Origin of the sequence: uncultured Sphaerotilus sp. (assembly GCF_963924895.1) — a bacterium.
Lineage (GTDB): Bacteria > Pseudomonadota > Gammaproteobacteria > Burkholderiales > Burkholderiaceae_C > Sphaerotilus.
In genome coordinates this window covers 16,870-41,063 of record NZ_CAWURG010000016.1, presented here as the reverse complement: position 1 = coordinate 41,063, position 24,194 = coordinate 16,870, and the positions used below count along the sequence as shown (strand labels likewise).

General features: G+C 68.7%; 26 protein-coding genes. 15 read left to right on the top strand and 11 right to left on the bottom strand.

Annotation, left to right across the window (positions count from 1 at the left end; translation table 11 throughout):
• Positions 1–18 precede the first annotated feature (18 nt).
• Positions 19–681, bottom strand: coding sequence for a c-type cytochrome (locus AABN02_RS07170; RefSeq protein WP_338414237.1), 663 nt, complete (start codon positions 679–681; stop codon positions 19–21).
• 222 nt (positions 682–903) lie between these two features.
• Here AABN02_RS07170 and AABN02_RS07165 point away from each other — a divergent pair, with 222 nt between their 5' ends.
• The 3 genes from AABN02_RS07165 (at position 904) to ubiA (ending at position 5,290) form a co-directional block, all read left to right on the top strand.
• Entirely contained in the window at positions 904–1,842 is a 939-nt protein-coding gene (locus AABN02_RS07165) for a LysR substrate-binding domain-containing protein (RefSeq protein WP_338414236.1), read from the top strand.
• A 204-nt stretch (positions 1,843–2,046) separates the two neighbouring features.
• Positions 2,047–4,419, top strand: coding sequence for an EAL domain-containing protein (locus AABN02_RS07160; RefSeq protein ID WP_338414235.1), 2,373 nt, complete (start codon positions 2,047–2,049; stop codon positions 4,417–4,419).
• A gap of 16 nt (positions 4,420–4,435) precedes the next feature.
• Positions 4,436–5,290, top strand: coding sequence for a 4-hydroxybenzoate octaprenyltransferase (gene ubiA, locus AABN02_RS07155; RefSeq protein WP_338414234.1), 855 nt, complete (start codon positions 4,436–4,438; stop codon positions 5,288–5,290).
• On the opposite strand, the gene pdxA is transcribed toward ubiA, so the two are convergent.
• Complete coding sequence (pdxA, locus tag AABN02_RS07150) at positions 5,275–6,351, bottom strand: 4-hydroxythreonine-4-phosphate dehydrogenase PdxA (RefSeq protein ID WP_338414233.1); 1,077 nt, start codon at positions 6,349–6,351, stop codon at positions 5,275–5,277. The two genes, ubiA and pdxA, sit on opposite strands and share 16 nt — an antisense overlap.
• A 57-nt stretch (positions 6,352–6,408) precedes the next feature.
• Between pdxA and hisI the strand changes: the two genes are divergently transcribed.
• The 6 genes from hisI (at position 6,409) to tatC (ending at position 9,265) form a co-directional block, all read left to right on the top strand.
• A complete protein-coding gene (gene hisI / locus AABN02_RS07145) occupies positions 6,409–6,819 on the top strand; it encodes a phosphoribosyl-AMP cyclohydrolase (protein WP_338414232.1) in 411 nt (136 codons plus the stop codon).
• A gap of 8 nt (positions 6,820–6,827) precedes the next feature.
• Positions 6,828–7,172, top strand: coding sequence for a phosphoribosyl-ATP diphosphatase (locus tag AABN02_RS07140; protein WP_338414231.1), 345 nt, complete (start codon positions 6,828–6,830; stop codon positions 7,170–7,172).
• Between the two features lie 114 nt (positions 7,173–7,286).
• Positions 7,287–7,634 (top strand): histidine triad nucleotide-binding protein, encoded by a 348-nt coding sequence (locus tag AABN02_RS07135; protein ID WP_338414230.1) that lies wholly within the window; start codon positions 7,287–7,289, stop codon positions 7,632–7,634.
• Positions 7,635–7,724: 90 nt separating this feature from the next.
• Positions 7,725–7,973: a Sec-independent protein translocase subunit TatA gene (tatA, locus tag AABN02_RS07130; RefSeq protein WP_338414229.1), complete on the top strand. Its 249-nt coding sequence runs from the start codon at positions 7,725–7,727 to the stop codon at positions 7,971–7,973.
• Between the two features lie 8 nt (positions 7,974–7,981).
• Complete coding sequence (gene tatB / locus AABN02_RS07125) at positions 7,982–8,473, top strand: Sec-independent protein translocase protein TatB (RefSeq protein ID WP_338414228.1); 492 nt, start codon at positions 7,982–7,984, stop codon at positions 8,471–8,473.
• A gap of 12 nt (positions 8,474–8,485) precedes the next feature.
• On the top strand, positions 8,486–9,265 hold the full coding sequence (tatC, locus tag AABN02_RS07120) for a twin-arginine translocase subunit TatC (protein ID WP_338414227.1): 780 nt from the start codon (positions 8,486–8,488) through the stop codon (positions 9,263–9,265).
• Between the two features lie 38 nt (positions 9,266–9,303).
• On the opposite strand, the gene AABN02_RS07115 is transcribed toward tatC, so the two are convergent.
• On the bottom strand, positions 9,304–10,473 hold the full coding sequence (locus AABN02_RS07115) for a trypsin-like peptidase domain-containing protein (RefSeq protein WP_338414226.1): 1,170 nt from the start codon (positions 10,471–10,473) through the stop codon (positions 9,304–9,306).
• Between the two features lie 11 nt (positions 10,474–10,484).
• Here AABN02_RS07115 and AABN02_RS07110 point away from each other — a divergent pair, with 11 nt between their 5' ends.
• Positions 10,485–11,249 (top strand): Nif3-like dinuclear metal center hexameric protein, encoded by a 765-nt coding sequence (locus AABN02_RS07110; RefSeq protein ID WP_338414225.1) that lies wholly within the window; start codon positions 10,485–10,487, stop codon positions 11,247–11,249.
• A 30-nt stretch (positions 11,250–11,279) separates the two neighbouring features.
• Here AABN02_RS07110 and AABN02_RS07105 read toward each other — a convergent pair whose 3' ends face one another.
• Positions 11,280–12,119, bottom strand: a complete 840-nt coding sequence (locus AABN02_RS07105; protein ID WP_338414224.1) for a class III extradiol ring-cleavage dioxygenase — start codon at positions 12,117–12,119, stop codon at positions 11,280–11,282.
• Between the two features lie 96 nt (positions 12,120–12,215).
• Between AABN02_RS07105 and AABN02_RS07100 the strand changes: the two genes are divergently transcribed.
• Complete coding sequence (locus tag AABN02_RS07100; protein ID WP_338414223.1) at positions 12,216–14,801, top strand: FtsX-like permease family protein; 2,586 nt, start codon at positions 12,216–12,218, stop codon at positions 14,799–14,801.
• A gap of 33 nt (positions 14,802–14,834) precedes the next feature.
• Here AABN02_RS07100 and AABN02_RS07095 read toward each other — a convergent pair whose 3' ends face one another.
• Together AABN02_RS07095 and AABN02_RS07090 are read right to left on the bottom strand one after the other, a co-directional pair.
• Positions 14,835–16,877: a chemotaxis protein CheW gene (locus AABN02_RS07095; RefSeq protein WP_338414222.1), complete on the bottom strand. Its 2,043-nt coding sequence runs from the start codon at positions 16,875–16,877 to the stop codon at positions 14,835–14,837.
• A gap of 28 nt (positions 16,878–16,905) precedes the next feature.
• Positions 16,906–17,268, bottom strand: coding sequence for a response regulator (locus AABN02_RS07090; protein WP_338414221.1), 363 nt, complete (start codon positions 17,266–17,268; stop codon positions 16,906–16,908).
• Between the two features lie 138 nt (positions 17,269–17,406).
• Here AABN02_RS07090 and AABN02_RS07085 point away from each other — a divergent pair, with 138 nt between their 5' ends.
• The 4 genes from AABN02_RS07085 to AABN02_RS07070 all read left to right on the top strand — a co-directional run bounded on the left by AABN02_RS07085 (position 17,407) and on the right by AABN02_RS07070 (position 20,224).
• A complete protein-coding gene (locus AABN02_RS07085) occupies positions 17,407–18,567 on the top strand; it encodes a histidine kinase (RefSeq protein ID WP_338414220.1) in 1,161 nt (386 codons plus the stop codon).
• On the top strand, positions 18,564–19,193 hold the full coding sequence (locus AABN02_RS07080; RefSeq protein ID WP_179634686.1) for a response regulator transcription factor: 630 nt from the start codon (positions 18,564–18,566) through the stop codon (positions 19,191–19,193). The genes AABN02_RS07085 and AABN02_RS07080 overlap by 4 nt, the downstream gene beginning before the upstream one ends.
• Before the next feature lie 39 nt (positions 19,194–19,232).
• A complete protein-coding gene (locus AABN02_RS07075; protein WP_338414219.1) occupies positions 19,233–19,484 on the top strand; it encodes a hypothetical protein in 252 nt (83 codons plus the stop codon).
• Between the two features lie 74 nt (positions 19,485–19,558).
• Entirely contained in the window at positions 19,559–20,224 is a 666-nt protein-coding gene (locus AABN02_RS07070) for a zeta toxin family protein (protein ID WP_338414218.1), read from the top strand.
• An 18-nt stretch (positions 20,225–20,242) separates the two neighbouring features.
• Here the strand turns inward: AABN02_RS07070 and hisF are convergent, their stop codons facing one another.
• From hisF to hisC, 5 genes are read right to left on the bottom strand one after another with little or no spacing between them, the layout of a single operon-like run.
• Positions 20,243–21,022 (bottom strand): imidazole glycerol phosphate synthase subunit HisF, encoded by a 780-nt coding sequence (hisF, locus tag AABN02_RS07065; RefSeq protein ID WP_338414217.1) that lies wholly within the window; start codon positions 21,020–21,022, stop codon positions 20,243–20,245.
• Between the two features lie 16 nt (positions 21,023–21,038).
• Complete coding sequence (gene hisA, locus AABN02_RS07060; RefSeq protein WP_338414216.1) at positions 21,039–21,788, bottom strand: 1-(5-phosphoribosyl)-5-[(5-phosphoribosylamino)methylideneamino]imidazole-4-carboxamide isomerase; 750 nt, start codon at positions 21,786–21,788, stop codon at positions 21,039–21,041.
• 13 nt (positions 21,789–21,801) lie between these two features.
• The gene (gene hisH, locus AABN02_RS07055; protein ID WP_338414215.1) at positions 21,802–22,461 is read right to left on the bottom strand and encodes an imidazole glycerol phosphate synthase subunit HisH; all 660 of its coding nucleotides are present in this window, start codon (positions 22,459–22,461) and stop codon (positions 21,802–21,804) included.
• Positions 22,461–23,081: an imidazoleglycerol-phosphate dehydratase HisB gene (gene hisB / locus AABN02_RS07050; RefSeq protein ID WP_338414214.1), complete on the bottom strand. Its 621-nt coding sequence runs from the start codon at positions 23,079–23,081 to the stop codon at positions 22,461–22,463. Before hisB ends, hisH begins: the two co-directional genes overlap by 1 nt.
• A gap of 20 nt (positions 23,082–23,101) precedes the next feature.
• On the bottom strand, positions 23,102–24,190 hold the full coding sequence (gene hisC, locus AABN02_RS07045) for a histidinol-phosphate transaminase (RefSeq protein ID WP_338414213.1): 1,089 nt from the start codon (positions 24,188–24,190) through the stop codon (positions 23,102–23,104).
• Positions 24,191–24,194 lie beyond the last annotated feature (4 nt).

Sequence of the window (24,194 nt, the reverse complement as noted above, 5' to 3'; positions counted from 1 at the left end):
ACCTCCGCGTCGGACCGGTCAGCGGAACTTGGCGTTCGGAACGACCTGCAGGTCGCTGGGCAGCGAGCCGATGTAGCTGGCCAGCGACTGCAGTTCGGCATTCGAGAACGGCTTGGCCATGCCACCCATGATCGCGTTGCCACGACCAACGTTGGGGTTGTTCTCGACCTTGTAGGCCTTGAGCGCCACGAACAGGTAGTCCGCGTGCTGACCCGCCAGCTTGGGGTAGGAGCCGTCGATCGGCTTGTTCAGGCCCTCGCCGTGGCAGGACGCACAGTTGCCCTTCTTGAGCAACTCGGCCACGACCGCGCTCGGTGCAGGAGCCACCGCCGTGGAGGCCGGCGCCTGGTGGCTGGCGTAGAACGCCGACACATCGGCCATGTCCTGGTCCGACAGCGAGCCGGCGATGCCACGCATCGTGGGGTGCTTGCGCTCGCCCTTCTTGTAGGCGTTGAGCGCCGACACGATGTATTTGGCACCCTGGCCCGAGATCATCGGGACCTGGTGAATTTCGGGAAAGCTGGCGCGGTAGCCCGGAATACCGTGGCAGCCGATGCACATCGCGGCCTTCTTCTGACCGTTGACCGCATCTCCGGCCGGGTTGTCCTGAGCATGCACGGAAGACACACCGGCTGCGAGTGCAAAAGCGGAAGCGACCGTGGCAAGTATCTGTTTGCTCATATGTAGGTGTTGATGACGATCAAGCAAAAACGCCGCGAATTATAGATTCGCATCACTGACAACAGACCCGTTTTCGGGCCTGCAGAAATCCGGCCGATGCCCGCACGCCACATTCTCCTGCCGAGCGGCGGCGCTGTCATCCGGGCAGGCACCATGACACTGTCCCACGTTTTGAGCACAATCCAGCCATGCGGCGCCGTTGCCGCGCGCCCGGGACCCGCCATGACCCTCACCGAACTGCGTTACATCGTGGCCGTCGCCCGAGAGCGGCACTTCGGCCGGGCGGCGGAAGCCTGTTTCGTGTCCCAGCCCACGCTGTCGGTGGCCATCAAGAAGCTGGAGGAGGAGCTGGAGGTCAAGCTCTTCGAGCGCGGCGGCAGCGAAGTCAGCGTCACGCCGCTGGGCGAGGAGATCATCCGCCAGGCCCAGGCGACGCTGGAAAGCGCGGCGTCCATCAAGGAAATCGCGCGCCGCGGCAAGGATCCGCTGGCCGGTCCGCTGCGGCTGGGCGTGATCTACACCATCGGCCCCTACCTGCTGCCCGATCTGGTGCGCAACGCCATCGAACACGTGCCGCAGATGCCGCTGATGCTGCACGAGAACTTCACCGTGCGCCTGCTGGAAATGCTGCGCACCGGCGAGCTGGACTGCACCATCCTGGCCGAACCCTTCCCCGACACCGGGCTGGCCATCGCACCGCTCTACGACGAGCCCTTCATGGTGGCCGTGCCGCGGCACCACCCGCTGGCAACGCGGACGTCGATCTCCTCGGCCGAACTGAAGCAGCAGACCATGCTCCTGCTCGGCACCGGCCACTGCTTCCGCGACCACGTGCTGGAGGTCTGCCCGGAATTTGCCCGCTTTTCCAGCGACACCGAAGGCATCCGCAAGAGCTTCGAGGGCTCGTCGCTGGAGACGATCAAGCACATGGTGGCCTCGGGCATGGGCATCACCGTGGTGCCACAACTGTCGGTGCCAGTGGACCACGGGACGGCGGACCACCCCTCGCTGCTGCGCTACATCCCGTTCAGCGACCCGGTGCCGACCCGCCGGGTGGTGCTGGCCTGGCGGCGCTCCTTCACGCGCTACGAGGCGATCGCCGCACTGCGCAACGCCGTCTACCAGTGCCCCCTGCCGGGGGTGCACCGCGTGACCGACTGATCCGACTCGGCCTTTTCCGGGCGTTCGAAGCGCATCACCGGCTCAAGCTGACGGCATCGGTGCCGAAACCTGCAATGGGGACATGGTCCGTCATGTCCGGTTGCGAGTTTCCCGATGCCCTCCTCCCCGAAAACGAACCGATCTTCCTCGACGGCGCTCCGGCGGCGCGAGGCAGAGCGCCGTCGAAACGATCGGCGGAGTTCGGTGCAGTCCTCCGAGGCCGCCGTCGATGCCCGGGTCCGGCTGCGCCAGCATGCCGCCGTCCTGCGCACGCTGCCGTGGATGGCCGGCATGTCGCTGATGAACGCGCTGCTGCTGAGCTTCACCGCCTCGAACCAGATCCCGCAGGCGCTCCTGCTGGTGTGGCTGACAGGAATCGTGGCGCTCACGCTGGCGCAGCTGCAATTCTGGTTCAGCCACCGCCGCCAGCGTGTCAGCTCGGTCTCGGTCCGGCGCATCACCAGCTACGACCTTCACGCCGCGCTCACCGGCACGGTCTGGAGTCTGGCCCCGGCTTCGCTGGTCTTCGACGGGCAACCCGCCCACCAGCTCACCATCGGCCTGTCGATGGTCGCGATGCTGAGCGCCGGCGCCCTGACGCTGCTGTCGATGCCGCGGGCCATGTACGCCTTCACCGGCGCCCTGAGCCTGGGCACACTGGCCAGCTATGTCGGCTGGGGCTCCGGCCTCCAGACCTACGGCGTGGTGCAGTGGATCGTTCTGACCGCTCTGGCGATCGGCGCATCGCGGGGCGTGCGCCGCAACCTGCAGGCGCGGGTGAGCGCCGAGGTGAAGGCCGAGCACCAGAACCAGCTCATCGGCCTGCTGCTGCGCGACTTCGAGGAACACGGCAGCGACGTCCTCTGGGAAATCGACTCGGCCGGCCGCCTCAAGCACGTCTCCAAGCAGTTCGCGGGCGCGCTGGGCCTGACGGTGGAAGACCTCAACGACCACTCGCTGCTCGCGCTGCTGGCCGATCTGCAGAAGAAGCTCAGCGAGGCCGACCGCGAATCGGCCAACACGCTGCACGAGCGCCTCACCCAGGGCCACCCGTTCCGGGACGTGATGCTGCCCATGGTGGTCCAGGGCAAGCAGCGCTGGTGGTCGATGACCGCCAAGCCGCTGGTGGACGAGCGCGGCAGCGCCATCGGCTGGCGCGGCGTGGCCCGCGACGTGACGCAGGCCCGCATCGCCGACCGCCGCCTGGCCTGGCTGGCGCACTACGACACCCTCACCGGCCTGACCAACCGGGCGCATTTCCGCGTGCTGCTCGAAGGCGCGCTGCAGAACAGCCGCACGCGCCTCAGCCAGGGGGCCGTGATGTGCCTGGACCTGGACGGCTTCAAGAACGTCAACGACACCCTGGGCCACGCCACCGGCGACGCGCTACTGGTCGAGGTCGCGCGGCGCATCAAGGCGGCGGTCGGGCGCAACAACGTCGTGGCGCGACTCGGCGGCGACGAATTTGCGGTGCTGCTGCGTTCGGTGCGCGAGGAGGCCGAGATCGGCACCACGGCCCAGCGCATCGTCGACGCCATGCGCGCGCCCTGCGAGGTGATGGGCGCGGCTGTGCCAGTGCGCGTGAGCATTGGCATCGCGCGCTTCCCGCAGGACGGCACCACCGTCGACGAGATGATGCAGAACGGCGACCTCGCCCTCTACGACGCCAAGGCGAACGCCACCGGCTCGATGCGCTTCTTCGTCGCCCGCCTGGGCGAGCAGATCCGTCGCCGGCTGGTGCTGGAGCGCGATCTGCGCGAGGCGATGGAGAAGAACCAGCTCTCGCTGCACTACCAGCCCAAGGTCAGCCTGCACGACTGGGAGGTCATCGGCTTCGAGGCCCTGCTGCGCTGGAATCACCCGGAACACGGCGCGATCACCCCCGCCGAGTTCATCCCGGTCGCCGAGGAAAGCGGTCTGATCCTGCCAATGGGCGAGTGGGCGCTGACCGAGGCCTGCTGCCAGGCGGCACGCTGGCCCGATCCCCTGCAGGTGGCGGTCAACATCTCGCCCGTGCAGGTGATGGCGCAGAACCTGCCCGAGGCCGTGCTGCGCGCGCTGAAGACCAGCGGCCTGGCGCCCGGCCGGCTGGAGCTGGAGATCACCGAATCGGTGTTCATCAACGACAACCGCGGCACGGTGGAGCGGCTGCACGCGCTGCGCCGGCTGGGCGTGCAGATCGCGCTGGACGACTTCGGCACCGGCTACTCCTCGCTGGCCTACCTGCGCCGCTTCCCCTTCGACACGCTGAAGATCGACCGCGCCTTCGTGCGTGAACTGCTGATCAGCCGGGACGCGCGCTCCATCGTGCGCAACATCCTGGCACTGGCCAAGTCGCTGCGCATGTCGACCGTGGCAGAAGGGGTGGAAGAGCCGCTGCAGATCAATGTGCTCGAAGCCGAGGGCTGCAACATGGTGCAGGGCTACTTCGCCTCGCGCCCGATGCCGGCGGACCAGGTGCTGGAGTTCGTCCTCAAATGGCGCGAGCGCGACCGGCCGATGCGCCCGCGCGAGCTGCAACTGGAGGACACCCGCACCGCCGATCTGATGCCCTCGCTGCCCGAGACCATGCTCTGACGCGACAATCGCGGGCATGAAGAAGCTCGCTCTCTACCTCGACCTGATCCGCTGGAGCCGGCCCGCCGGTTGGCTGCTGCTGCTGTGGCCCACGCTGACCGCGTTGTGGATCGCGGCGAACGGGTTCCCGGGGCTGCACCTGCTGGCCGTGTTCACGTTCGGCACCATCCTGATGCGCAGCGCCGGCTGCTGCATCAACGACGTGGCCGACCGCGACTTCGACCGCCACGTCAAGCGCACCGCGCAGCGCCCGGTCACCAGCGGCGCGGTGTCCGTCAAGGAGGCCCTGGCGCTGGGGGCTGCCTTGGCGCTGGCGGCCTTCGCGCTGGTGCTGACCACCAATCCGCTGACCATCGCCTGGTCCTTCGGCGCGCTGGCGGTGACGCTGGTCTACCCCTACGCCAAGCGCTTCGTGTCGATGCCGCAGGCGGTGCTGGGCGTGGCCTTCAGCTTCGGCATTCCGATGGCCTTCGCGGCGACCCGCGCCGACGTGCCGCTGCTGGCCTGGGGGCTGCTGGTCGGCAACCTGTTCTGGGTGCTGGCCTACGACACCGAGTACGCCATGGTCGACCGCGACGACGACCTGAAGATCGGCATGAAGACCTCGGCGATCACGCTGGGCCGCTGGGACGTGGCGGCGATCATGGCGTTCTACGCGGTCTATCTGGCGGTCTGGACCTGGCTGGGTCTGCAGGCGGGGCTGGGCGCCCTGTTCCTCGCCGGCATCGCGGTCGCGGCCGCACAAGCGCTGTGGCACTGGACGCTGATCCGCGACCGCTCGCGCGACGGCTGCTTCCGCGCCTTCCGCGAAAACCACTGGGTGGGCGCGGCGGTCTTCGCCGGCGCCCTGCTCGACTACACGCTGCGCTGAGCGGGGGGCGCTTCCCCCGCCAAGCGCCGCGCCATCGCCAGCGCGGCGACCAGGCTCGACGCATCCGCCACGCCGCGCCCGGCCACGTCGAAGGCCGTGCCGTGGTCCGGGCTGGTGCGCACGAAGGGCAGGCCGAGCGTGACATTGACGCCCTGCTCCACCCCCAGGTACTTCACCGGGATCAGCCCCTGGTCGTGGTACATCGCCAGCACCAGGTCGAACTCGCCGGTGCGGGCGCGCATGAACACCGTGTCGGGCGCGTAGGGGCCGCGGGCGTCGATGCCCTCGGCGCGCGCCGCGGCAATGGCCGGCGCGATGACCTCGATCTCCTCGCGGCCGAACAGCCCGCCCTCGCCGGCATGCGGATTCAGCCCGGCCACGGCGATGCGCGGCGTCGGCTGGCCCCAGCGCGCCGCGCTCGCGTGGGCGATGCGCAGCGTGGACAGCACGGCGTCGAAGGTCACCCGCTCGATGGCCTCGCGCAGCGCACAGTGCACCGTTACCAGCACGGTCTTGAGTTCCTCGTTGGCCAGCATCATGCGGACGTCCGCCGGCTGGCCGTGCAGCGCGCTCTCGGCGGCGAGCATCTCGGTGTGGCCTGGATACGGCTCGCCCGCAGCGAACAGCGCTTCCTTGTGGATCGGCGCCGTGACGATGGCCGAGACCTCGCCCCGGCTGGCCAGCGCCACCGCGTCGCGGATGCAGGCCGCCGCGAGCCGGCCGCAGCGGGCGTCCACCGTGCCCCACGGCGCCTGCGCGAGTTCCGGACAGCGCCAGCTCGGCAGCAGCACCGGCAGCGCACCGGGCGGCACCTGCGGCAGATCGGCCACCGCATCGATCACGGCGATGGGCAGCTCCGGCACATCGGCCCGCTGGCGCCACACCGCCGCCGCACGGCGCAGCACCGCGGGCTCGCCGATCACCAGCGTCTGGCCGGCCGGGCCGGTGCGGCCGTCGAGGAAGGCGCGCAGGATGATTTCCGGGCCGATGCCCAGCGCATCGCCGAGCGTGATCACCACCGGGGGCGTGGCGAGGGATTGAACAGGGTCAAGGTGTGCCATGGGGAGATTGTCACGGAACGGGCGGACCTGTCATGCCCGGTTGCTACACTCCCCCGCATGAACTGGCTGGACAAGATCACATGGACTGCGGAGGGCCTCGTGCCCGTGATCGCGCAGGAAGCGGGCACGAACGACGTGCTGATGTTCGCGTGGATGAACCGCGAGGCGCTGGCGCTCACCGCCGAGCGTGGTGAAGCCGTGTACTGGAGCCGCTCACGCAAGCGCCTCTGGCACAAGGGCGAGGAATCCGGCCATGTGCAGCAGGTGCACGAGATCCGCATCGACTGCGACCAGGACGTCGTGCTGCTGAAGGTGACGCAGCACGGCCACGAACCCGGCATCGCCTGCCACACCGGGCGCCATTCCTGCTTCTACGAACGGCTCGTGCCCGACGCGGATGGGCAGCTTGCCTGGCAAGCCGTCGACCCGGTCCTCAAGGATCCCAGCACCATCTACGCCAAGCCCTGAACCAGACCATGACGATGCAGACGCCCCCGACCTCCCAGGACAGCCTGGCCCGCCTCGCCGAGGTCATCGCCTCGCGCCGCGGCGGCGATCCGGACAAGAGCTATGTCGCGCGCCTGTTCCACAAGGGCACCGACACCATCCTGAAGAAGATCGGCGAGGAGGCCACCGAGGTGGTGATCGCCGCCAAGGACGGTGACGCGCAGAAGATCGTCTACGAAGTGGCCGACCTGTGGTTCCACAGCGTTGTCGCGCTGACCCAGTTCGGGCTGACACCGGCCGACGTGATCGCCGAGCTGGAGCGCCGCGAAGGCCTGTCCGGACTGGCCGAGTTCGCCAGCCGTCCCAAGGCATGAGCCGGGCCGGTGCAACCTTCGCCGGTTCTCCGAGTCCTACGCACACGGCCGCAGCCGTGACCAACCAGTCCCCGTCCACCCGCTGACGCCCTGACCTCCAACCACGCCCGTTCCATGAGCCACGATCCGAACTGCCTGTTCTGCCGCATCGCCTCTGGCGAGATCCCCGCTCAGAAGGTCTATGAAGACGACGAGCTGATCGCATTCAAGGACATCCGTCCGGCCGCGCCCGTGCACCTGCTGATCATTCCGCGGCAGCACGTGGCGGGTCTGGGCGACGTGACCGCCGAGCACGAGGCCTTGCTGGGCCGCATGCTGACGCTGGCCCCCCGGCTCGCGGTCGAGCAAGGCGCCACCAACGGATTTCGCACCGTGATCAATACCGGTCCGGACGGCGGGCAGGAGGTCTACCACCTGCACCTGCACGTAATGGGCGGCCCCCGGCCCTGGAAACACGGCTGACCTAGAATTCCCTGCACTGTCGACCGACGTCACAACCTCACGTCACGGTCGACCCCACACACCACCGCACCACTGCACCGGAGCACCGCCATGGGCCTGTCCACCACACACCTGATCATCTTCCTTGTCATCATCGTGCTGGTCTTCGGCACCAAGAAGCTCAAGAGCATCGGCTCGGACCTCGGTTCCGCCGTCAAGGGCTTCAAGGATGGCGTCAAGGACAGCGACAAGACCGACCCCGCAGCCGCGGCCACCACCGCTGCGCCGGCCGCCCAGGTCGTCGCCGAAAAGCGCCTCGACGGCCAAGCCATCGACGTCGAAGTCAAGACCAAGCAGTGACCTGATCCATGTTCGACATCGGCATTGCCAAGATCATGCTCGTGGCCGGGATCGCGCTGGTCGTGATCGGCCCGGAGCGGCTGCCCAAGGTGGCCCGCATGGCCGGCACGCTGATCGGCCGGGCGCAGCGCTACGTCGCCGACGTCAAGTCCGAGGTCAACCGCTCGATCGAGCTGGAGGAGCTGAACAAGGTCCGCGAGCAGTTCGAGACGGCGGCCCGTGACGTGAGCCAGTCGGTGTCCAGCGGACTGAACGACGCCACCCGCGACGTCAATGCGGCCCTGGGCCAGCATGTCGACAGCGACACGCCGACCTACGAGCCCTACAACTGGGACAGCACGCCAGCCCCGGCCTACAAGGCCCCGAAGAAGAACTGGCGCATCAAGCGTTCTGCGGTGCCCCAGTGGTACAAGAAGAGCGAAAACGTGCGCCGCCATGTGCAGTCCGGCGCCGCCCGGGTGGCACGATTCCGCCCTGTGCGCTCGACGCGATCGTTCTGATCCCCTGGTTCCATGCCCACACCCACCGATGAGCTGCAAGGCACCGAAGCGCCCTTCGTCAGCCACCTGATCGAGCTGCGCGACCGCCTGCTCAAGACCGTCTACGGCGTCGGTGCGATCTTCGCGCTGCTCTGCCTCTTTCCTGGCCCGTCACGCATGTACGACCTGTTGGCGCTGCCGCTGGTCAAGGCACTGCCGGCCGGCTCGAAGATGATCGCCGTCGGCGTCGTCTCGCCCTTCCTCATCCCGATCAAGGTGACGCTGCTGGTCGCTTTCGGCGCGGCCCTGCCATGGGTGCTGTACCAGATCTGGGCCTTCGTGGCGCCGGGTCTGTACAAGCACGAGCGCCGGCTGGTGTTGCCGCTGGTGACTAGCAGCACGGTGCTGTTCTACACGGGTGTGTCGTTCTGCTATTTCTTCGTGTTCGGTCAGGCATTTCCGGCCATCCAGTCGATGGCGCCAGCCTCGGTGGCGGTGAGCCCCGACATCGAAGCCTATCTGGACTTCGTCATCACGATGTTCATCGCCTTCGGTGTGGCCTTCGAGGTGCCGGTGGCCGTGGTGGTGCTGGCTCGCCTGGGCATCATCACCGTCGAACAGCTGCGCGAGTTCCGCCGCTACTTCTGGGTGGCTGCGGCCGCCGCTGCCGGACTGGTCACACCGCCGGACGCGGTGTCGATGGTCGCGCTGCTGGTGCCAATGGGCCTGCTCTACGAAGTGGGCATCCTCGCTTCGCAGTTTGTTCTGAAGCACACGCAGGCCCCGGAAGCGGAACCGGGGGCAGCGGACTGATCGCGGACTGACTGGGTAGCCAGCCGGGCCCGGCTGGCTCACTCGGCCGGTTTGCGGCTGGCGATCTTGGCTTTCGGCCGTTGCGCCACCTTCACGGTCAGGTTGACCGTCTGCTCGCCACGCTGCACCGTGATCACCGCGGCCGACAACGGCTTGAGCGCCGCCACCGCATTGAGCAGCTGCGCCGTGTTGGCCACATTGGCCGTGCCGACCTTCAGCACCACATCACCCGGCTGCATGCCAGCGGCACTGGCCGGACCATCCTGCAGCACGCCGGTGATCAGCACGCCGTGGTCCACCTTGAGCTTGAAGGACTCGGCCATGTCGGCGGTCAGGTCGCTCGGCTGCACGCCGATCCAGCCACGGGTCACCACGCCTTCGGTGATCAGGCCTTCCATCACCTGCCGCGCCGTGGACACGGGGATCGCGAAGCCGATGCCCATGCTGCCACCCGAGCGCGAGTAGATCGCCGTGTTGATGCCGAGCAGCTGCCCCGTGGCATCGACCAGCGCACCGCCCGAATTGCCCGGGTTGATGGCGGCGTCGGTCTGGATGAAGTTCTCGAAGGTGTTCAGCCCCAGCCCGGTGCGGCCGATGGCGCTGACGATGCCCGAAGTCACCGTCTGCCCCACATTGAACGGGTTGCCGATGGCCAGCACGACGTCACCGACCTGCAGGCTGTCGGCGTCACCGAAGGTGATGGCGGGCAGGTCCTTGAGCGCCACCTTCAGCACCGCGAGGTCGCTGTCCGGATCGGTGCCGATCACCTTGGCCGCGACGCGCCGGCCGTCTGCCAGACCGATCTCGATCTGGCCGGCGTTCTCGACCACGTGGTTGTTGGTCAGCAGGTAGCCGTCCGGCGACACGATCACCGCTGATCCAGTGCCGCCGGTCGGGCCTTCCTGGTCGCCGAAGTAGCGGTGGAACCAGGGATCGGCCGGATTGCCGCCCTTGCGCTTGGGGTCGGCGGCCACGCTGGTGACCACGCTCACGACCGATGGCGACGCCCGCCGCGCCGCCGGTGCGAAACTGCCCGGGCTGGAAGAGGCCCCGGAAGACACGGCGGCGGGCCCCTGGGAAATGTTCAGCTGCACCGGCGCACCGCCCGCGGGGGAACCGATCCACTGCGGTTTCAGCGTGGCCAGCACGAAGACCACGGCCAGGGCCACCGTGACCGCTTGAGAGAATACGAGCCAGAGCCTGCGCATGGAGATCGAAAATGACTGAGAACGTGGCACACAGAACCGGTCTGGCCGACCATCTGGAGCAGTGTCTGGAGGTGGCCCGGTTCGCCGATTATGGTCCCAACGGGTTACAGGTGGAGGGCCGCGCCGAGGTGCGGCGCCTCGTCAGCGGGGTGACCGCCAGCCTGGCCCTGATCGAGGCCGCAGCCGCCAGCGGCGCGGACGCCATCCTCGTCCACCACGGCCTGTTCTGGCGCGGGCAGGACGGCCGCGTCACCGGCTGGATGAAGCAGCGCCTGGCCACCCTGCTCCGCCACGACATCAACCTCTACGCCTACCACCTGCCGCTGGACGCCCACCCCACGCTCGGCAACAACGCGCGGCTCGGCGCCCACCTGGGGCTGGTCACCGAGGGCACGTTTGGCGACAAGGCGCTCGGCGTGATCGGCCGGCCGGTCGATGGCGGCTGCACGCTGGAGGCCCTGGCCGCCCGGGTCGGCACGCGCCTTGGCCGCACGCCAGTGGTGGCACCTGGAGATGGCCGCACGGTGCAGCGCGTCGCCTGGTGCACTGGCGGCGCGCAGAGCTGGTTCGAATCGGCGATCGCGGCCGGGGCCGACGTCTACCTGACCGGCGAGATTTCCGAGCCGCAGGCGCACATCGCCCGCGAGACCGGCGTGGCCTTCATGGCCTGCGGGCACCACGCCACCGAGCGCTACGGCGTGCAGGCCCTCGGCGCGCATCTGGCCGCGCAGTTCGGCATCGCGCACCAGTTCATCGACATCGACAACCCGGGCTGAGCCACGCCACACGGGTCGGCGCGGCGGTCCTCAGGCCAGCGCCGCCGCCAGCGCGCCAGCGTGCGGGCCGAAGGCGAAGCTGTCCATGGCCAGCACGCCGGCATCGACGCTGCGGTGGATGGCCACGGCCGGCGACGCTTCGCCGCCCGCCCCCGCGGCGATGTAGAACGGCAGCCAGTGTTCGTCCGTCGGGTGCTGCAGCGCGGCGCCGGGGGCCTGCTGGCGGTAGTCGAGCAGCGCGGGCCAGTCGCGCGCCGTGCCGCGGGCGTGCACCCAGTCCTGGAAGGCGACCACGTCCGGCTCGATCCGCCCGTCCGGCACCGAGCGCGGGCCGAAGAAGCGCCGCAGGTTGTGCGTCATCGCGCCGCTGCCGATGACGAGCACGCCGTCCTCGGCCAGCGCCGACAGCGCACGGCCCGCCGCCCAGAGCTGTGCCGGGGTCCAGGTCGGCACCAGCGTCAGCGGCACGACCGGCACCTCGGCCCCCGGCCAGGCGCGCTTCATCACCGTCCAGATGCCATGGTCGAGACCGCTGGCGTCCACCGCCTGCGCCGGAATGCCCGCCTCGCCCAGCCGGCGCGACACCTCGTGGGCCAGCAGTGTGTCGCCACGGGCGTCGTAGCGCTGGGCATACAGCTCCGCCGGAAAGCCGCCGAAGTCGTGGATCGCCTCGTGGCGGGCACCTGCCAGCACCATCGGCTGGCGCGTCGACGAGTGCGGCGACACCACCACCGCCGCGCGCGGCCGGCCGAAGGTGCGGTCGATGGCCGGGCCGAGGCGGTCGAGGAACTGCGCAGCCGGCGACGTCTCGATGGCGATCATCGGCGAGCCGTGCGACAGGTAGAGCGGGGGCAAGGCGTGTGTGTGCATGGTGACCTCATTGAAGCGCAGCGTCCGGCCTCCGCCATTCTGTGCCTTTGCACACAGCGTTCGGCCGGGACGGGCGCGGTGGTGTACCTTGGCGGCATGAACACCCACGCTGCCGCCGTCGCCTCCCCCGCCCCGAACAAGCCCCCTTCGGTGCTGCAACTGGCCTGGCGGCAACTGCTGCGCGACTTCCGGGCCGGCGAGCTGCGGCTGATGCTGGTGGCGGTGGCGCTGGCGGTGGCGGCGATCTGCGCCGTCGGTTTCTTCGCCGACCGCCTGCAGGCCGGGCTGGCGCGGGATGCGCTGACGCTGCTGGGCGGCGACGCCGTGGTCGCCAGCGACCAGCCGCTGCCCGCCAGCTTCGAGGCCACCGCCCGCGAGATGGGCCTGAAGACCGCCCGCAACGTGCGCTTCCCCAGCATGGCCCGCGCGCCAGACGACCGCGGCGGCGCCTCGAAACTGGTGTCCGTGAAAGCGGTGTCGGCTGGCTACCCGCTGCGCGGCACGCTGGGCGTCAGCGACAGCGCCACCGGCCCGGTGCGCACGCAGACCACTGGACCTGCCGCCGGCACCGTCTGGGTCGATGCGTCGGTGCTGGACGCGCTGGCCGTGCAGGTGGGCGACCCGCTGCTGCTCGGCGACGCCACGCTGCGCATTGCCCAAGTGCTGCGGGTCGAGCCGGACCGGGACGCCGGCTTCATGAGCTTCGCGCCCCGCGTGCTGCTGGCCGAGGCCGATCTGGCCGCCACCGGCCTCATCCAGCCCGCGAGCCGGGTGAACTGGCGCCTGGCCGTGGTCGCCACCGATGCGAGCCGGCGGGCAGCCGCGCAGGCCGCCGTGCGCGGCTACGTCGCCTGGGTGGACGCCACGGTCGAGCGCGAGCGCCTGCGCGGCACGCGGGTCGAGTCGATGGACAACGCCCGCCCCGAGATGCGCCAGACGCTGGACCGCGCGGGGCAGTTCCTGCAACTGGTGGCCGTGCTGGCGGCGCTGCTGGCGGCGGTGGCGGTGGCGATCGCGGCGCGCGGCTTTGCGGCGCGGCATCTGGACGCCTGCGCGATGCTGCGTGTGCTCGGGCTGCCGCAGCGGCGGATCGCGGCGATCTACGGGCTGGAACTGGCACTGGTCGGCGTGGCGGCGAGTCTGCTGGGCGTGCTGATCGGGCTGGCGGTGCACCAGGTGTTCGTCGTGCTGCTGGCGGGTCTGGTTGAGGCGAACCTGCCGGCGCCGAGTGTGTGGCCCGGCGTGTTCGGGCTGGCTGTGGGCATGGTGCTGGTGGCGGCGTTCGGGCTGCCGCCGGTGCTGCAGCTCGCGCAGGTGCCACCGCTGCGGGTGATCCGGCGTGATCTGGGCGATCTGCGGGCCGCCTCACTGGTCGTGCTGCTGGCCGGTCTGGCGGGCTACGCCGCACTGCTGATGGTCGTAGCGCAGGACCCGAAGCTCGGCGCCATCGCCGTCGGGGGTTTCGCGGCGGCGTGGGCGGTGTTCGCGGGCGCGGCGTGGCTGGCGGTGCAGGCGCTGCGGTGGGCCGTGCCGGAGGTGGGCGCGCCGCGCTGGCTCACGTTGGCCACGCGCAGCCTGAGCGCGCGGCCGGCGCTGGCCGTGCTGCAGGTCAGCGCGCTGGCGCTGGGGCTGATGGCGCTGATGCTGCTGGTGCTGCTGCGCACCGACCTGATCTCCAGCTGGCGCGCCGCCACGCCGACCGATGCGCCGAACCGCTTCGTCATCAACATCCTGCCCGAGCAGGGGCAGGCCTTCCGGCAGTCGCTGGCCACGGCGGGGGTGGCCAGCTACGACTGGTACCCGATGATCCGCGGCCGGCTGGTGGCGGTGAACGGCCGCGAGGTCGGCCCGTCGAGCTACCCGGATGCACGCGCGCAGCGGCTGGTCGAGCGCGAGTTCAACCTCAGCCACAGCGCGGCGCTGCCCAGCCACAACGAGGTGGTCGCCGGCCAGTGGAAGGCAGATGAAGCCGATGGTCTGAGCGTCGAGGAGGGCCTGGCGAAGACGCTGGGGCTCAAGCTCGGCGACCAGCTGCGCTTCGACATCGCCGGCACGCCGATCGACGGCCGCATCAGCAGCCTGCGCAAGGTGGACTGGGGCTCGATGCGGGTGAACTTCTTCGTGATGTTCCCGCGCAGCGCCATGCCGGACCTGCCCGCGACCTACATCGCCGCCCTGCGGGCGCCAGCCAAGCCAGGCTTCGACGCCGCGCTGGCGCACGACTACCCGAACATCACCAACGTCGATGTCTCGGCCCAGATCGGTCAGGTGCAGCGGGTGCTGGACCAGGTGATCCAGGCGGTGGAGTTCCTGTTCGGCTTCACGCTGTGCGCGGGCCTGCTGGTGCTGTTCGCCGCCGTGAGTGCCACCCGTGAAGCGCGCGCCCGCGAGTTCGCGCTGCTGCGGGCAATGGGCGCCAGCAGCGTGCTGCTGCGGCAGGTGCAGCGGGCGGAACTGCTGGGCGTGGGGGCGCTGGCGGGCTTGCTGGCCTCGGCGGCTGCGCTCGCCGTGGGCTGGGCGCTGGCACGAGAGGTGTTCAATTTCCAGTGGAACCCGCCGCTGTGGGTGCCGCTGTTCGGCTCGGTGGCGGGCGCCCTGCTGGCGCTGGGTGCGGGCTGGTGGAGCCTGCGCGAGGTGCTGCGCCGCCCGGTGAGCGAAACGCTGCGGCAGGCCACCAGCTGAGACCGGGAGAGCGCATCCCCCGGCCAATGGGCGTCAGCGCCGGCTGACCAGCGAACCCACGTCGAGGATCAGCGCCACCTTGCCATTGCCGAGGATGGTGGCGCCCGAGACATCGGGAATGCGCCGGAAGTGGGTTTCCAGGTTCTTCACCACCACCTGCTGCTGCCCGACCAGCTCGTCGACCAGCAGCGCCGCCCGCATCCCCTCCGATTCGACGATGACCATGATGCCCGGTGCCGCCTGGCCTTCGGTCGCTGGCGAGCCGAGCAGCTCGGCCAGATCGACCACCGGCAGATAGTCCTCGCGCACCTTGGCGACGCGGCTGCCCGCGCCCAGGGAGCGGATGGTGTCGGGGCCGATCAGGTCGCTCTCGACCACCGAGCCCATCGGCAGGATGTAGACCTCGTCGCGCACGGACACGCTCATGCCGTCCATGATGGCCAGCGTGAGCGGCAGGCGCACCTTGACGCTCATGCCGCAGCCCGGCGCCGAGTCGATCTCGACCCGCCCGCCCAGGCCGGTGATGTTCTTCTTCACCACGTCCATGCCGACCCCACGGCCGGAAACGTCGGTGACGACATCCGCCGTCGAGAAGCCCGGCTCGAAGATCAGGTTCCAGACCTGCGTGTCGGTCAGTGAATCCGGCGCCGACAGGCCGCGCTCGCGGGCCTTGGACAGCAGCTTCTCGCGCGACAGCCCCTTGCCGTCGTCACGCACCTCGATCACGACCGAGCCGCCCTGGTGCCACGCCGACAGCGTGATCGTGCCGTGCGCGGTCTTGCCGCTCTGGGTGCGGACCTGGGGCAGCTCGATGCCGTGGTCGCAGGAGTTGCGCACCAGGTGGGTCAGCGGGTCGGTGATCTTTTCGACCAGGCCCTTGTCCAGCTCGGTGGCTTCGCCGATGGTGACCAGCTCGACCTGCTTGCCCAGCTTGCCCGACAGGTCGCGCAACATGCGCGGGAAACGGCTGAAGACAGCCGACATCGGGATCATGCGGATCGACATCACGGCGTCCTGCAGATCCCGCGAATTGCGCTCCACCAGACTGATCGACGCCAGCAGGGCCTGGTGGGCCACCGGGTCCAGCGCGCGGCTGCTCTGGATCAGCATGGCCTGCGTGATCACCAGCTCGCCCACCAGATTGATGAGCTGGTCGACCTTGTCCACCGACACACGCAGCGTCGTCGCATCCACCGAGGCACCGGCCCCACCACCGGCGGCCCGCGGAGCAGCCGCAGTTGCCGCCACAGCCGCCACAGCCGTCGAGGCGGCTGCCGCTGGTGTCTCGGTCGCCGCCTTGCGATCGTCCTGCGTCGGCGCACCCGGGTTGCCTTCATGGAACCCGTAGCCCAGGCCGAGCGCACTCAGGTGCACCAGCTGGCGCTCGACATGGAAACTGAACAGGTCCAGCAACTCCGAGTCGGTGCAGCTGGTCGTCACGCAGAAGCGGCGCATGCCGTCGACCGCTTCGCCGAAGTCCAGCGGGCGCATCTCGCCCAGACCTGGAATCTCGTCGAACAGTTCGTGCAGGTTGTTGACCGAACTGGCGTGCTCCAGCGGACCGATGCGCACCTCCAGCTCGCGCTGCCCTGGCTCCAGCCTGCGGGCCTGCGTCACCGGTGCGGACGGTGCCGCGCCCTGCTGGCTGCTCAGGCGGGCGAGTTGGCGGATGTCGGCCACCAGGGTGTCGATGGCGGGGGTTTCGGGCGTCTGGCCCTGGCGAAACGACAGCTGTGCCCACAGCGCGTCACCGCCACGCAGCAGGACGTCGACCATCGGTGGCGACGGTGCGAGTTCATGGCGCCGCAGCCGGTCGAGCAGCGTTTCCATCTCGTGCGACAGCTCGGCCACTTCGGTGAACCCGAAGGTGGCGGCGCCGCCCTTGATCGAGTGGGCGACGCGGAAGATCGCGTTCAGCGTCTCGTCGTCCACTGCGGCCGGGTCGAGCGCGAGCAGCAACTGCTCCATGCGCTGCAGATTTTCGGCCGCCTCTTCGAAGAAGGTCTGGTGGAACTGTTGGAGATCGAGGCCGCCGTCGCCGGAGGCGTCTCGGTGATCCTTGGTAGGGTCGGTCATGGAGTGCGCCTGGGGGTGAACGCCGTGCTCAGCGTATGACCATTCGAATGACTTCGAGCAGCTTGATGGCGTCAAAGGGCTTGACCAGCCAGCCGGTCGCACCGGCGTCGCGGCCGGCCTGCTTCATCTCGTCACTGGACTCGGTGGTCAGGATGAGAATCGGCGCCGCCTGGTATTGCGAGGTGTCGCGCAATTTGCGGGTCAGCGAGATCCCGTCCAGGCGGGGCATGTTCTGGTCGGTCAGGATGAGATCGAACACCTGACGCCCCGCCTTGTCCCAGGCATCGGCCCCATCGACGGCCTCTACCACCTGGTACCCGGCGTTTTTCAGCGTGAAGGAGACCATCTGCCGCATGGAGGCGGAGTCGTCGACAGCGAGGATCAAAGGCATGAATCACTACTCCGGCAGAGACCAGACGCGCCCCAATGCCAGGGTGTGCGTCAACTGCCTCAATTTTTCTCACTCCAGGCCTGCTTCGGTAGCAGGATCACGCCGCAAAATCCAGCCCAGTTTCCAGGAGACGACCCCATGTTCCGCCCGCCTCCACCGCGCCGCCTGCGCATCCTGCACCTCGAAGACTCGGAAATGGACCACCAGCTGGTCCTCGTCCACCTGCGCCGAGGGGGCATCGAGGCCACGATGCACCGCGTCGACACCGAAAACGCCTTCCTGGCGGCACTCGGCCAGACCTGGGACGCCGTGCTGTCCGACTACAACCTGCCCGGCTTCTCCGGGCTGATCGCGCTGGAGCTGCTGCGCGACCGAGACACGCTGCTGCCCTTCATCCTCGTCTCGGGCGAGATCGGCGAGGACACGGCGGTCGAGGCCATGCGCAACGGCGCCTCCGACTACCTGCTCAAGAGCAACCTGAACCGGCTGGTGCCGGCGCTGCTGCACGCGGTGGACGTCTGCGAAGGTCAGCGCGCCCGCCAGCGCACCGACGAGGAGCTGGCGCGCTCGCGCAAGCGGCTGTCGGAGCTGGCGCAGCACCTGCAGACCAGCATCGAGATGGAGCGCGCCGCCATCGCCCGCGAGATCCACGACGACGTCGGCGGCTCGCTGACCGCGGTGAAGTTCGATCTGGCCTGGATCGCCCGCCACGCCTCCGATGGTCCGATGGCCGAGCGTGCGCAGCAGGCGCTGGAGTCGGTCAACCACGCCATCGAGGCCAGCCAGCGGATCATGCACAACCTGCGTCCCGCCATCCTGGAGCAGGGCCTGGTGGCCGCGCTGCAGTGGATGACGCAGCGCTTCGAGCGCCGCACCGGGATGCGCACCACCTTCCGCACCAGCAACGACCACCTCACCCTGTCGCCGGGCGTGCCGCTGGTCGCCTACCGCACGGCCCAGGAAGCGATGACCAACATCTCCAAGCACGCCAAGGCGACCCGGGTCCAGGTGGACCTGACGGTGGCGGCCGGTGTGCTGTCGCTGGAGATCAGCGACAACGGCCGCGGGCTGGCCAATGGCGATCTGGGCAAGGACCACTCGTTCGGAATCCGCGGCTTGCATGAACGCGCGGACACCGTCGGGGGCTGGATCGACCTGAGCAGTTCGCCGACCGGCACGACCCTGATACTCTCGGTGCCTCTCGACCTGAGCGATGTGGCATCCCGTCCCGGCGACGCCGAGATCGACCTGCCGCTGACCAGCAGCCCGCATGATCCTTCTACCTGGGGCGCCCTATGACCCGCGTGATTCTCTGTGACGACCATGCCCTGATCCGCCGGGGCATCCGCGATACGCTGGCCGAGCAGCCTGACATGCAGATCGTCGGCGAAGCCGGTGAATACGGCGAACTCCGCAACCTGCTGCGCACCACCACCTGCGACGTGCTGGTGCTCGACATCAACATGCCCGGCCGCAGCGGGCTGGACGTGCTGCACGCCCTCAAGGACGAAGGCTCGCCGATCCGCGTGCTGATCGTCTCGATGTACCCCGAGGACCAGTACGCCCTGCGTGCCCTGCGTGGCGGCGCCTACGGCTACGTCAACAAGGGAGGCGACACGGCGCAGATCGTCACCGCCGTGCGCATGGTCGCGCAGGGCCGCAAGTACATCACCGCCGAGATGGCGCAGATGCTGGTCGAAAGCCTGACCACCCCCGCCCCGGAAGCCGCGCACGACAAGCTCTCCGACCGCGAACTGCAGACGCTGACGATGATCGCCTCCGGCAAGCGCCTGTCGGACATCGCCGAGCAGCTCTCGCTGAGCCCCAAGACGGTGAGCGTCTACCGGGCGCGGGTGCTGGAGAAACTCGGGCTGACGAACAACTCGGAGCTGACGGTCTACGCGATCCGCAACGAGTTGGTGTGACAATGCCGCATGCGAACGAAGTGACACGAGGTAGCTGCCATGAACTCCCTGATCGCCCTGGATCTCGACGAAGCCGCCATGCAATCCGCCGAGGCACGCATTCCTGAACTGGCCGCACAAGCAGTGCGACAGGCGCGCCAGCAGGCACTGAAGACCTCCGGCAAGGTGGTGGAGACGTTCAACGGCCAACTGGTCGAGACCTATGCCGACGGCCATCGCCGCGTGCTGCGCGATCTGCCCCCGTCCATCCGCATCCAGCCCGGCACCATCCTCAAGCGCCGCTCGGTGTAATGGCTCCTGCGGTTCCCAGGCTCCGGGTATTTGGAGGCCCGAACGGATCGGGCAAGAGCACGATCAAGGAAGCCTTGAAGCCGGAATGGCTCGGCGTCTACGTCAACGCCGACGACCTGGAGAAGGACATCCGGCGGTCAGGACATGCCGATCTGGCCGAGTTCGGTTTGTCCGGCGCCGATCTGGCAGGCATCCACACCTTCCTGTCGAACTCGACGCTGCTGGCCCGAGAACCCGAACTGCTGACCGAAATGGCGAGATTGACTGTCGAAGACACGCGCGTGGACTTCGGCACGGTCAAGGTCAATTCCTACCACGCATCGGTGCTGTGCGACTTCATCCGCCATCGCCTGCTGGCACAGGGCATCTCGTTCACATTCGAGACGGTGATGTCCTCGCCAGACAAGGTGGACTTCATGGCGCAGGCCCGCGCACACGGATTTCGGACCTATCTGTACTTCGTCGCCACCGACGATCCGGAAATCAACGTCGAGCGGGTCAACAACCGGGTGCGCAGTGGCGGCCATCCCGTGCCGCCCGAGAAGATCCGCGAGCGCTACTACCGCTCGCTGCACCTCCTGCCGCAAGCCATCGACCAGAGCAGCCGCGCCTACGTCTTCGACAATTCGGGGGACGATCGCCTGCTGCTGGCCGAGATCAGCGACTACGGTGAATCCCTGCGGCTGGAAGAAGCGGCCATCCGACCTTGGTTCGAGCCGGTCTTGCAACGCTACCTCTGACCGCAGGCCCGTTGGCCGTCAGATCCGCACCGGAATCCCGCGCGCCGCCATCAACTGCTTGGCCTCGCCGACCGTGTGCTCGCCATAGTGGAAGATGCTGGCGGCCAGCACCGCGTCCGCCCCGCCCTGCTGCACACCGTCCGCCAGATGGTCGAGGTTGCCGACACCGCCCGAGGCGATCACCGGCACCGGCACCGCGTCCGCCACCGCGCGCGTGAGCGCCAGGTCGAAGCCGATCTTGGTGCCGTCGCGGTCCATGCTGGTCAGCAGGATCTCGCCCGCGCCCATCTCGGCCATCTGGCGCGCCCAGGCCACCGCGTCGAGGTGCATGTTCTTGCGCCCGCCGTGCGTGTAGACGTCCCAGCCCGGCCCCTTGGTCGCCAGATCCTCGCCGACCCGCCGCTTGGCGTCGATGGCCACGACGATGCACTGCGCGCCGTACTTGTCCGAGGCGTCACGGATGATCTGCGGGTTGGCGACCGCCGCCGAGTTGAAGCTGACCTTGTCCGCACCCGCATTGAGCAGCCGGCGCACATCGGCCACCGTGCGCACGCCGCCGCCCACCGTCAGCGGAATGAAGACCTGCGACGCCACCGCCTCGATGATGTGCAGGATCAGGTCGCGGCCGTCGCTGGTGGCGGTGATGTCGAGAAAGGTCAGCTCGTCGGCGCCCTGGTCGTTGTAGCGGGCGGCGATGTCCACCGGGTCGCCCGCGTCGCGCAGGCCGACGAAGTTGACGCCCTTGACGACCCGGCCGCCGGTCACGTCGAGGCAGGGGATGATGCGTTTGGCGAGCATGGCGTTCCGTTCCGGCTCAGGCCGTGGTGCCGTTGCGTTCGTCGGCCAGGCGCTGGCCAGCGGCGAAATCGAGGTCGCCGGTGTAGATCGACCGCCCGCAGATCACGCCCTGCACGCCCTCCTTCTCCACCGCGCACAGCGCCTCGATGTCGGCGATGTTCGACAGGCCGCCCGAGGCGATCACGGGGATCGTCAGCGCCTGCGCGAGCTTCACGGTGGCGTCGATGTTGATGCCGGTGAGCATGCCGTCGCGGCCGATGTCGGTGTAGATGATGCTTTCCACCCCGTAGCCCTCGAACTTCTTGGCCAGATCGACCACCTCGTGGCCGCTGAGCTTGCTCCAGCCGTCGGTGGCCACCAGTCCGTCCTTGGCGTCGAGGCCGACGATGATGTGGCCGGGGAAGGCGGTGCAGGCGTCGCGCAGGAAGCCGGGGTTCTTCACCGCGGCCGTGCCGATGATCACGTAGGTGATGCCGGCGTCGAGGTAGCGCTCGATGGTGTCGAGGTCACGGATGCCGCCGCCGAGCTGCACGGGGATCTTGCCGTCCACCTCGGCCAGGATCGACTGGATCGCCCTGGCGTTGACCGGCTTGCCGGCGAAGGCGCCGTTCAGGTCCACCAGGTGCAGGCGTCGGCCGCCGGCATCGAGCCAGCGGCGGGCGACCACCGAGGGGTCCGTGCCGAAGGTGGTGGAGTCGTTCATGTCGCCTTGCTTGAGGCGCACGCATTGACCGTCTTTGAGATCGATCGCCGGGATCAGCAGCATGGTGTCAGGGCTTTCAGGGCTTCCAGCCAAGGAAATTGCGGTACAGCGCCAGACCGTGGTCGGCGCTCTTTTCGGGGTGAAACTGGGTGGCGAAAATGTTGTCGCAGGCCACCGCACAGGTGAACGGCGCGCCGTAATCGGTCTCGCCGGCGGTGTGGCGCGGATCGTCGGGCGTCGTGAAGTAGCTGTGGACGAAGTAGAACCACGCCCCGTCCGGCACCCCGGCCCAGACCGGATGCACAGCCCCGTCATGCGCGATCTGGCGCACGCGGTTCCAGCCCATCTGCGGCACCTTGTAGCGGCTGCCGTCGGGCTGCAGGCGGCCTTCGAGCTGGAAACGCTTCACGCGGCCGGGGATCAGACCGAGGCCGGGCGTGTCCTGCTCCTCCGAGTGGTCGAGCAGCATCTGCATCCCGACACACACGCCCATCAGCGGCTTGTTCGCGGCGGCTTCGAGCACGGCCTCCTTCAGCCCGGAGTCGTGCAGCTCGCGCATGCAGTCGCGCATCGCGCCCTGCCCCGGCAGCACGACACGCTCCGCGGCGCGCACCTCGTCGGGCTGCGAGGTCACGACAACCTCCAGCCCCGAACCTTGCGCGACGTGCAGCACCGCCTGCGACACCGAGCGCAGGTTGCCCATGCCGTAGTCGACGACAGCGACAGTCCGCGACATCACAGGCACCCCTTGGTGGACGGGATCACACCCGCCGAACGCGGATCAGGCGTGATTGCCATCCGCACCGCGCGGCCGAACGCCTTGAACATCGTCTCGCACTGGTGGTGGGCGTTGTGGCCCTTGAGGTTGTCGATGTGCAGGCTGACCAGCGCGTGGTTGACGAAGCCCTGAAAGAATTCGTAGACGAGCTGCGTGTCGAGCGCGCCGATCATGCCCGAGGTGAACTTCACGTCCATCTCCAGCCCCGGACGGCCCGAAAAGTCGATGACGACACGCGACAGCGCTTCATCCAGCGGCACGTAGCTGTGCCCGTAGCGCGTCAGGCCCTTCTTGTCGCCGACCGCCTTGGCCACCGCCATGCCCAGCGTGATGCCGACGTCTTCGACCGTGTGGTGGCCGTCGATGTGCAGGTCGCCGTCGGCCTCGATCTCCAGGTCGATCAGGCCGTGGCGGGCGATCTGGTCGAGCATGTGGTCGAAGAAGCCGATGCCGGTGGCGAGCTTCGAGACGCCCGTGCCGTCGAGGTTGACCCGGACGCGGATCTTGGTCTCGTTGGTGTTGCGCTGGATCTCGGCGATCCGGGGAGTGAGGTCAGTGCTGGCGCTTGGAGTGCTCATGCTGTTCAGGGTGCTCATCTTCAGACCGACGCCCGCAGCGCGTCGACCATGCGGGTATTTTCTTCCGGCGTGCCCACCGTCAGGCGCAGGCAGTTGGCCAGCAGCGGGTGCAGCGCCGCGACATGCTTGATGAGCACGCCGCGCTGCTTCATCCCCTCGAACGTCGCCTTCGAGTCGGCCACGCGCACGAGGACCATGTTCGCCTCGCTCGGCCACGCCTGCACGCCCGGAATGTCGCTCAGCGCAGCCTGCAGCCGCTCGCGCTCGCTGCGCAGCACCGCAGCCTGTCGAGCGTACTCGTCGGCATGCTCCAGGGCGAACAGCGCGGCCTCGGCGTTCAGCACGCTGACGTTGTACGGCGGGCGCACCTTGTCGATCTCGGCGATCAGCGCGGCCGGCCCGACCATGTAGCCCAGGCGGATGCCGGCCAGACCGAACTTGCTCAGCGTGCGCATCACCAGCACGTGGTCGTGCGCGCCGGCCCGCGGCAGCCAGGTGCGCGAGGAGAACGGCTGGTAGGCCTCGTCGAACACGACCAGCCCGTGCTGCGCGCCGACCGCCGCGACGATCTTCTCGATCACGGCGTCGTCGAACAGGTTGGCGGTCGGGTTGTTCGGGTAGGCGATGTAGGTGATCGCGGGGCGGTGTGCCTCGATCGCGGCCAGCATCGCAGCCTCGTCCAGCTCGAAATCGGCGGTCAACGGCACGCCGACGAAGTTCAGGCCCTGCAACTGCGCCGACATCGCGTACATCACGAAGCCCGGCACCGGCGCGAGGATCGTCGCCCCCGGCACGTCGCAGGCCAGCGCCAGCAGCGAGATCAGCTCGTCCGAGCCATTGCCCAGCATCAGCGCGCAGCCCTCGGGCATGGCGATGTGCTCGGCCAGCGCGGTCTTCAGCTCGTCAATGCGGCCACCGGGATAGCGGTTGATCGCCACCGCGCCGAGGCGTTGCCCCAGTTCGGCCTGCAGCGCGGGCGGCAGCGTGAAAGGGTTTTCCATCGCGTCCAGCTTGATGAAGCCGGCGCTGGGCTGGACGGCGTAGGCGTGCATGCCCTGGACATCGGCGCGCAGGGTCTGGGAAAGGCGGTTGCGAATGGGATCACTCATGGGG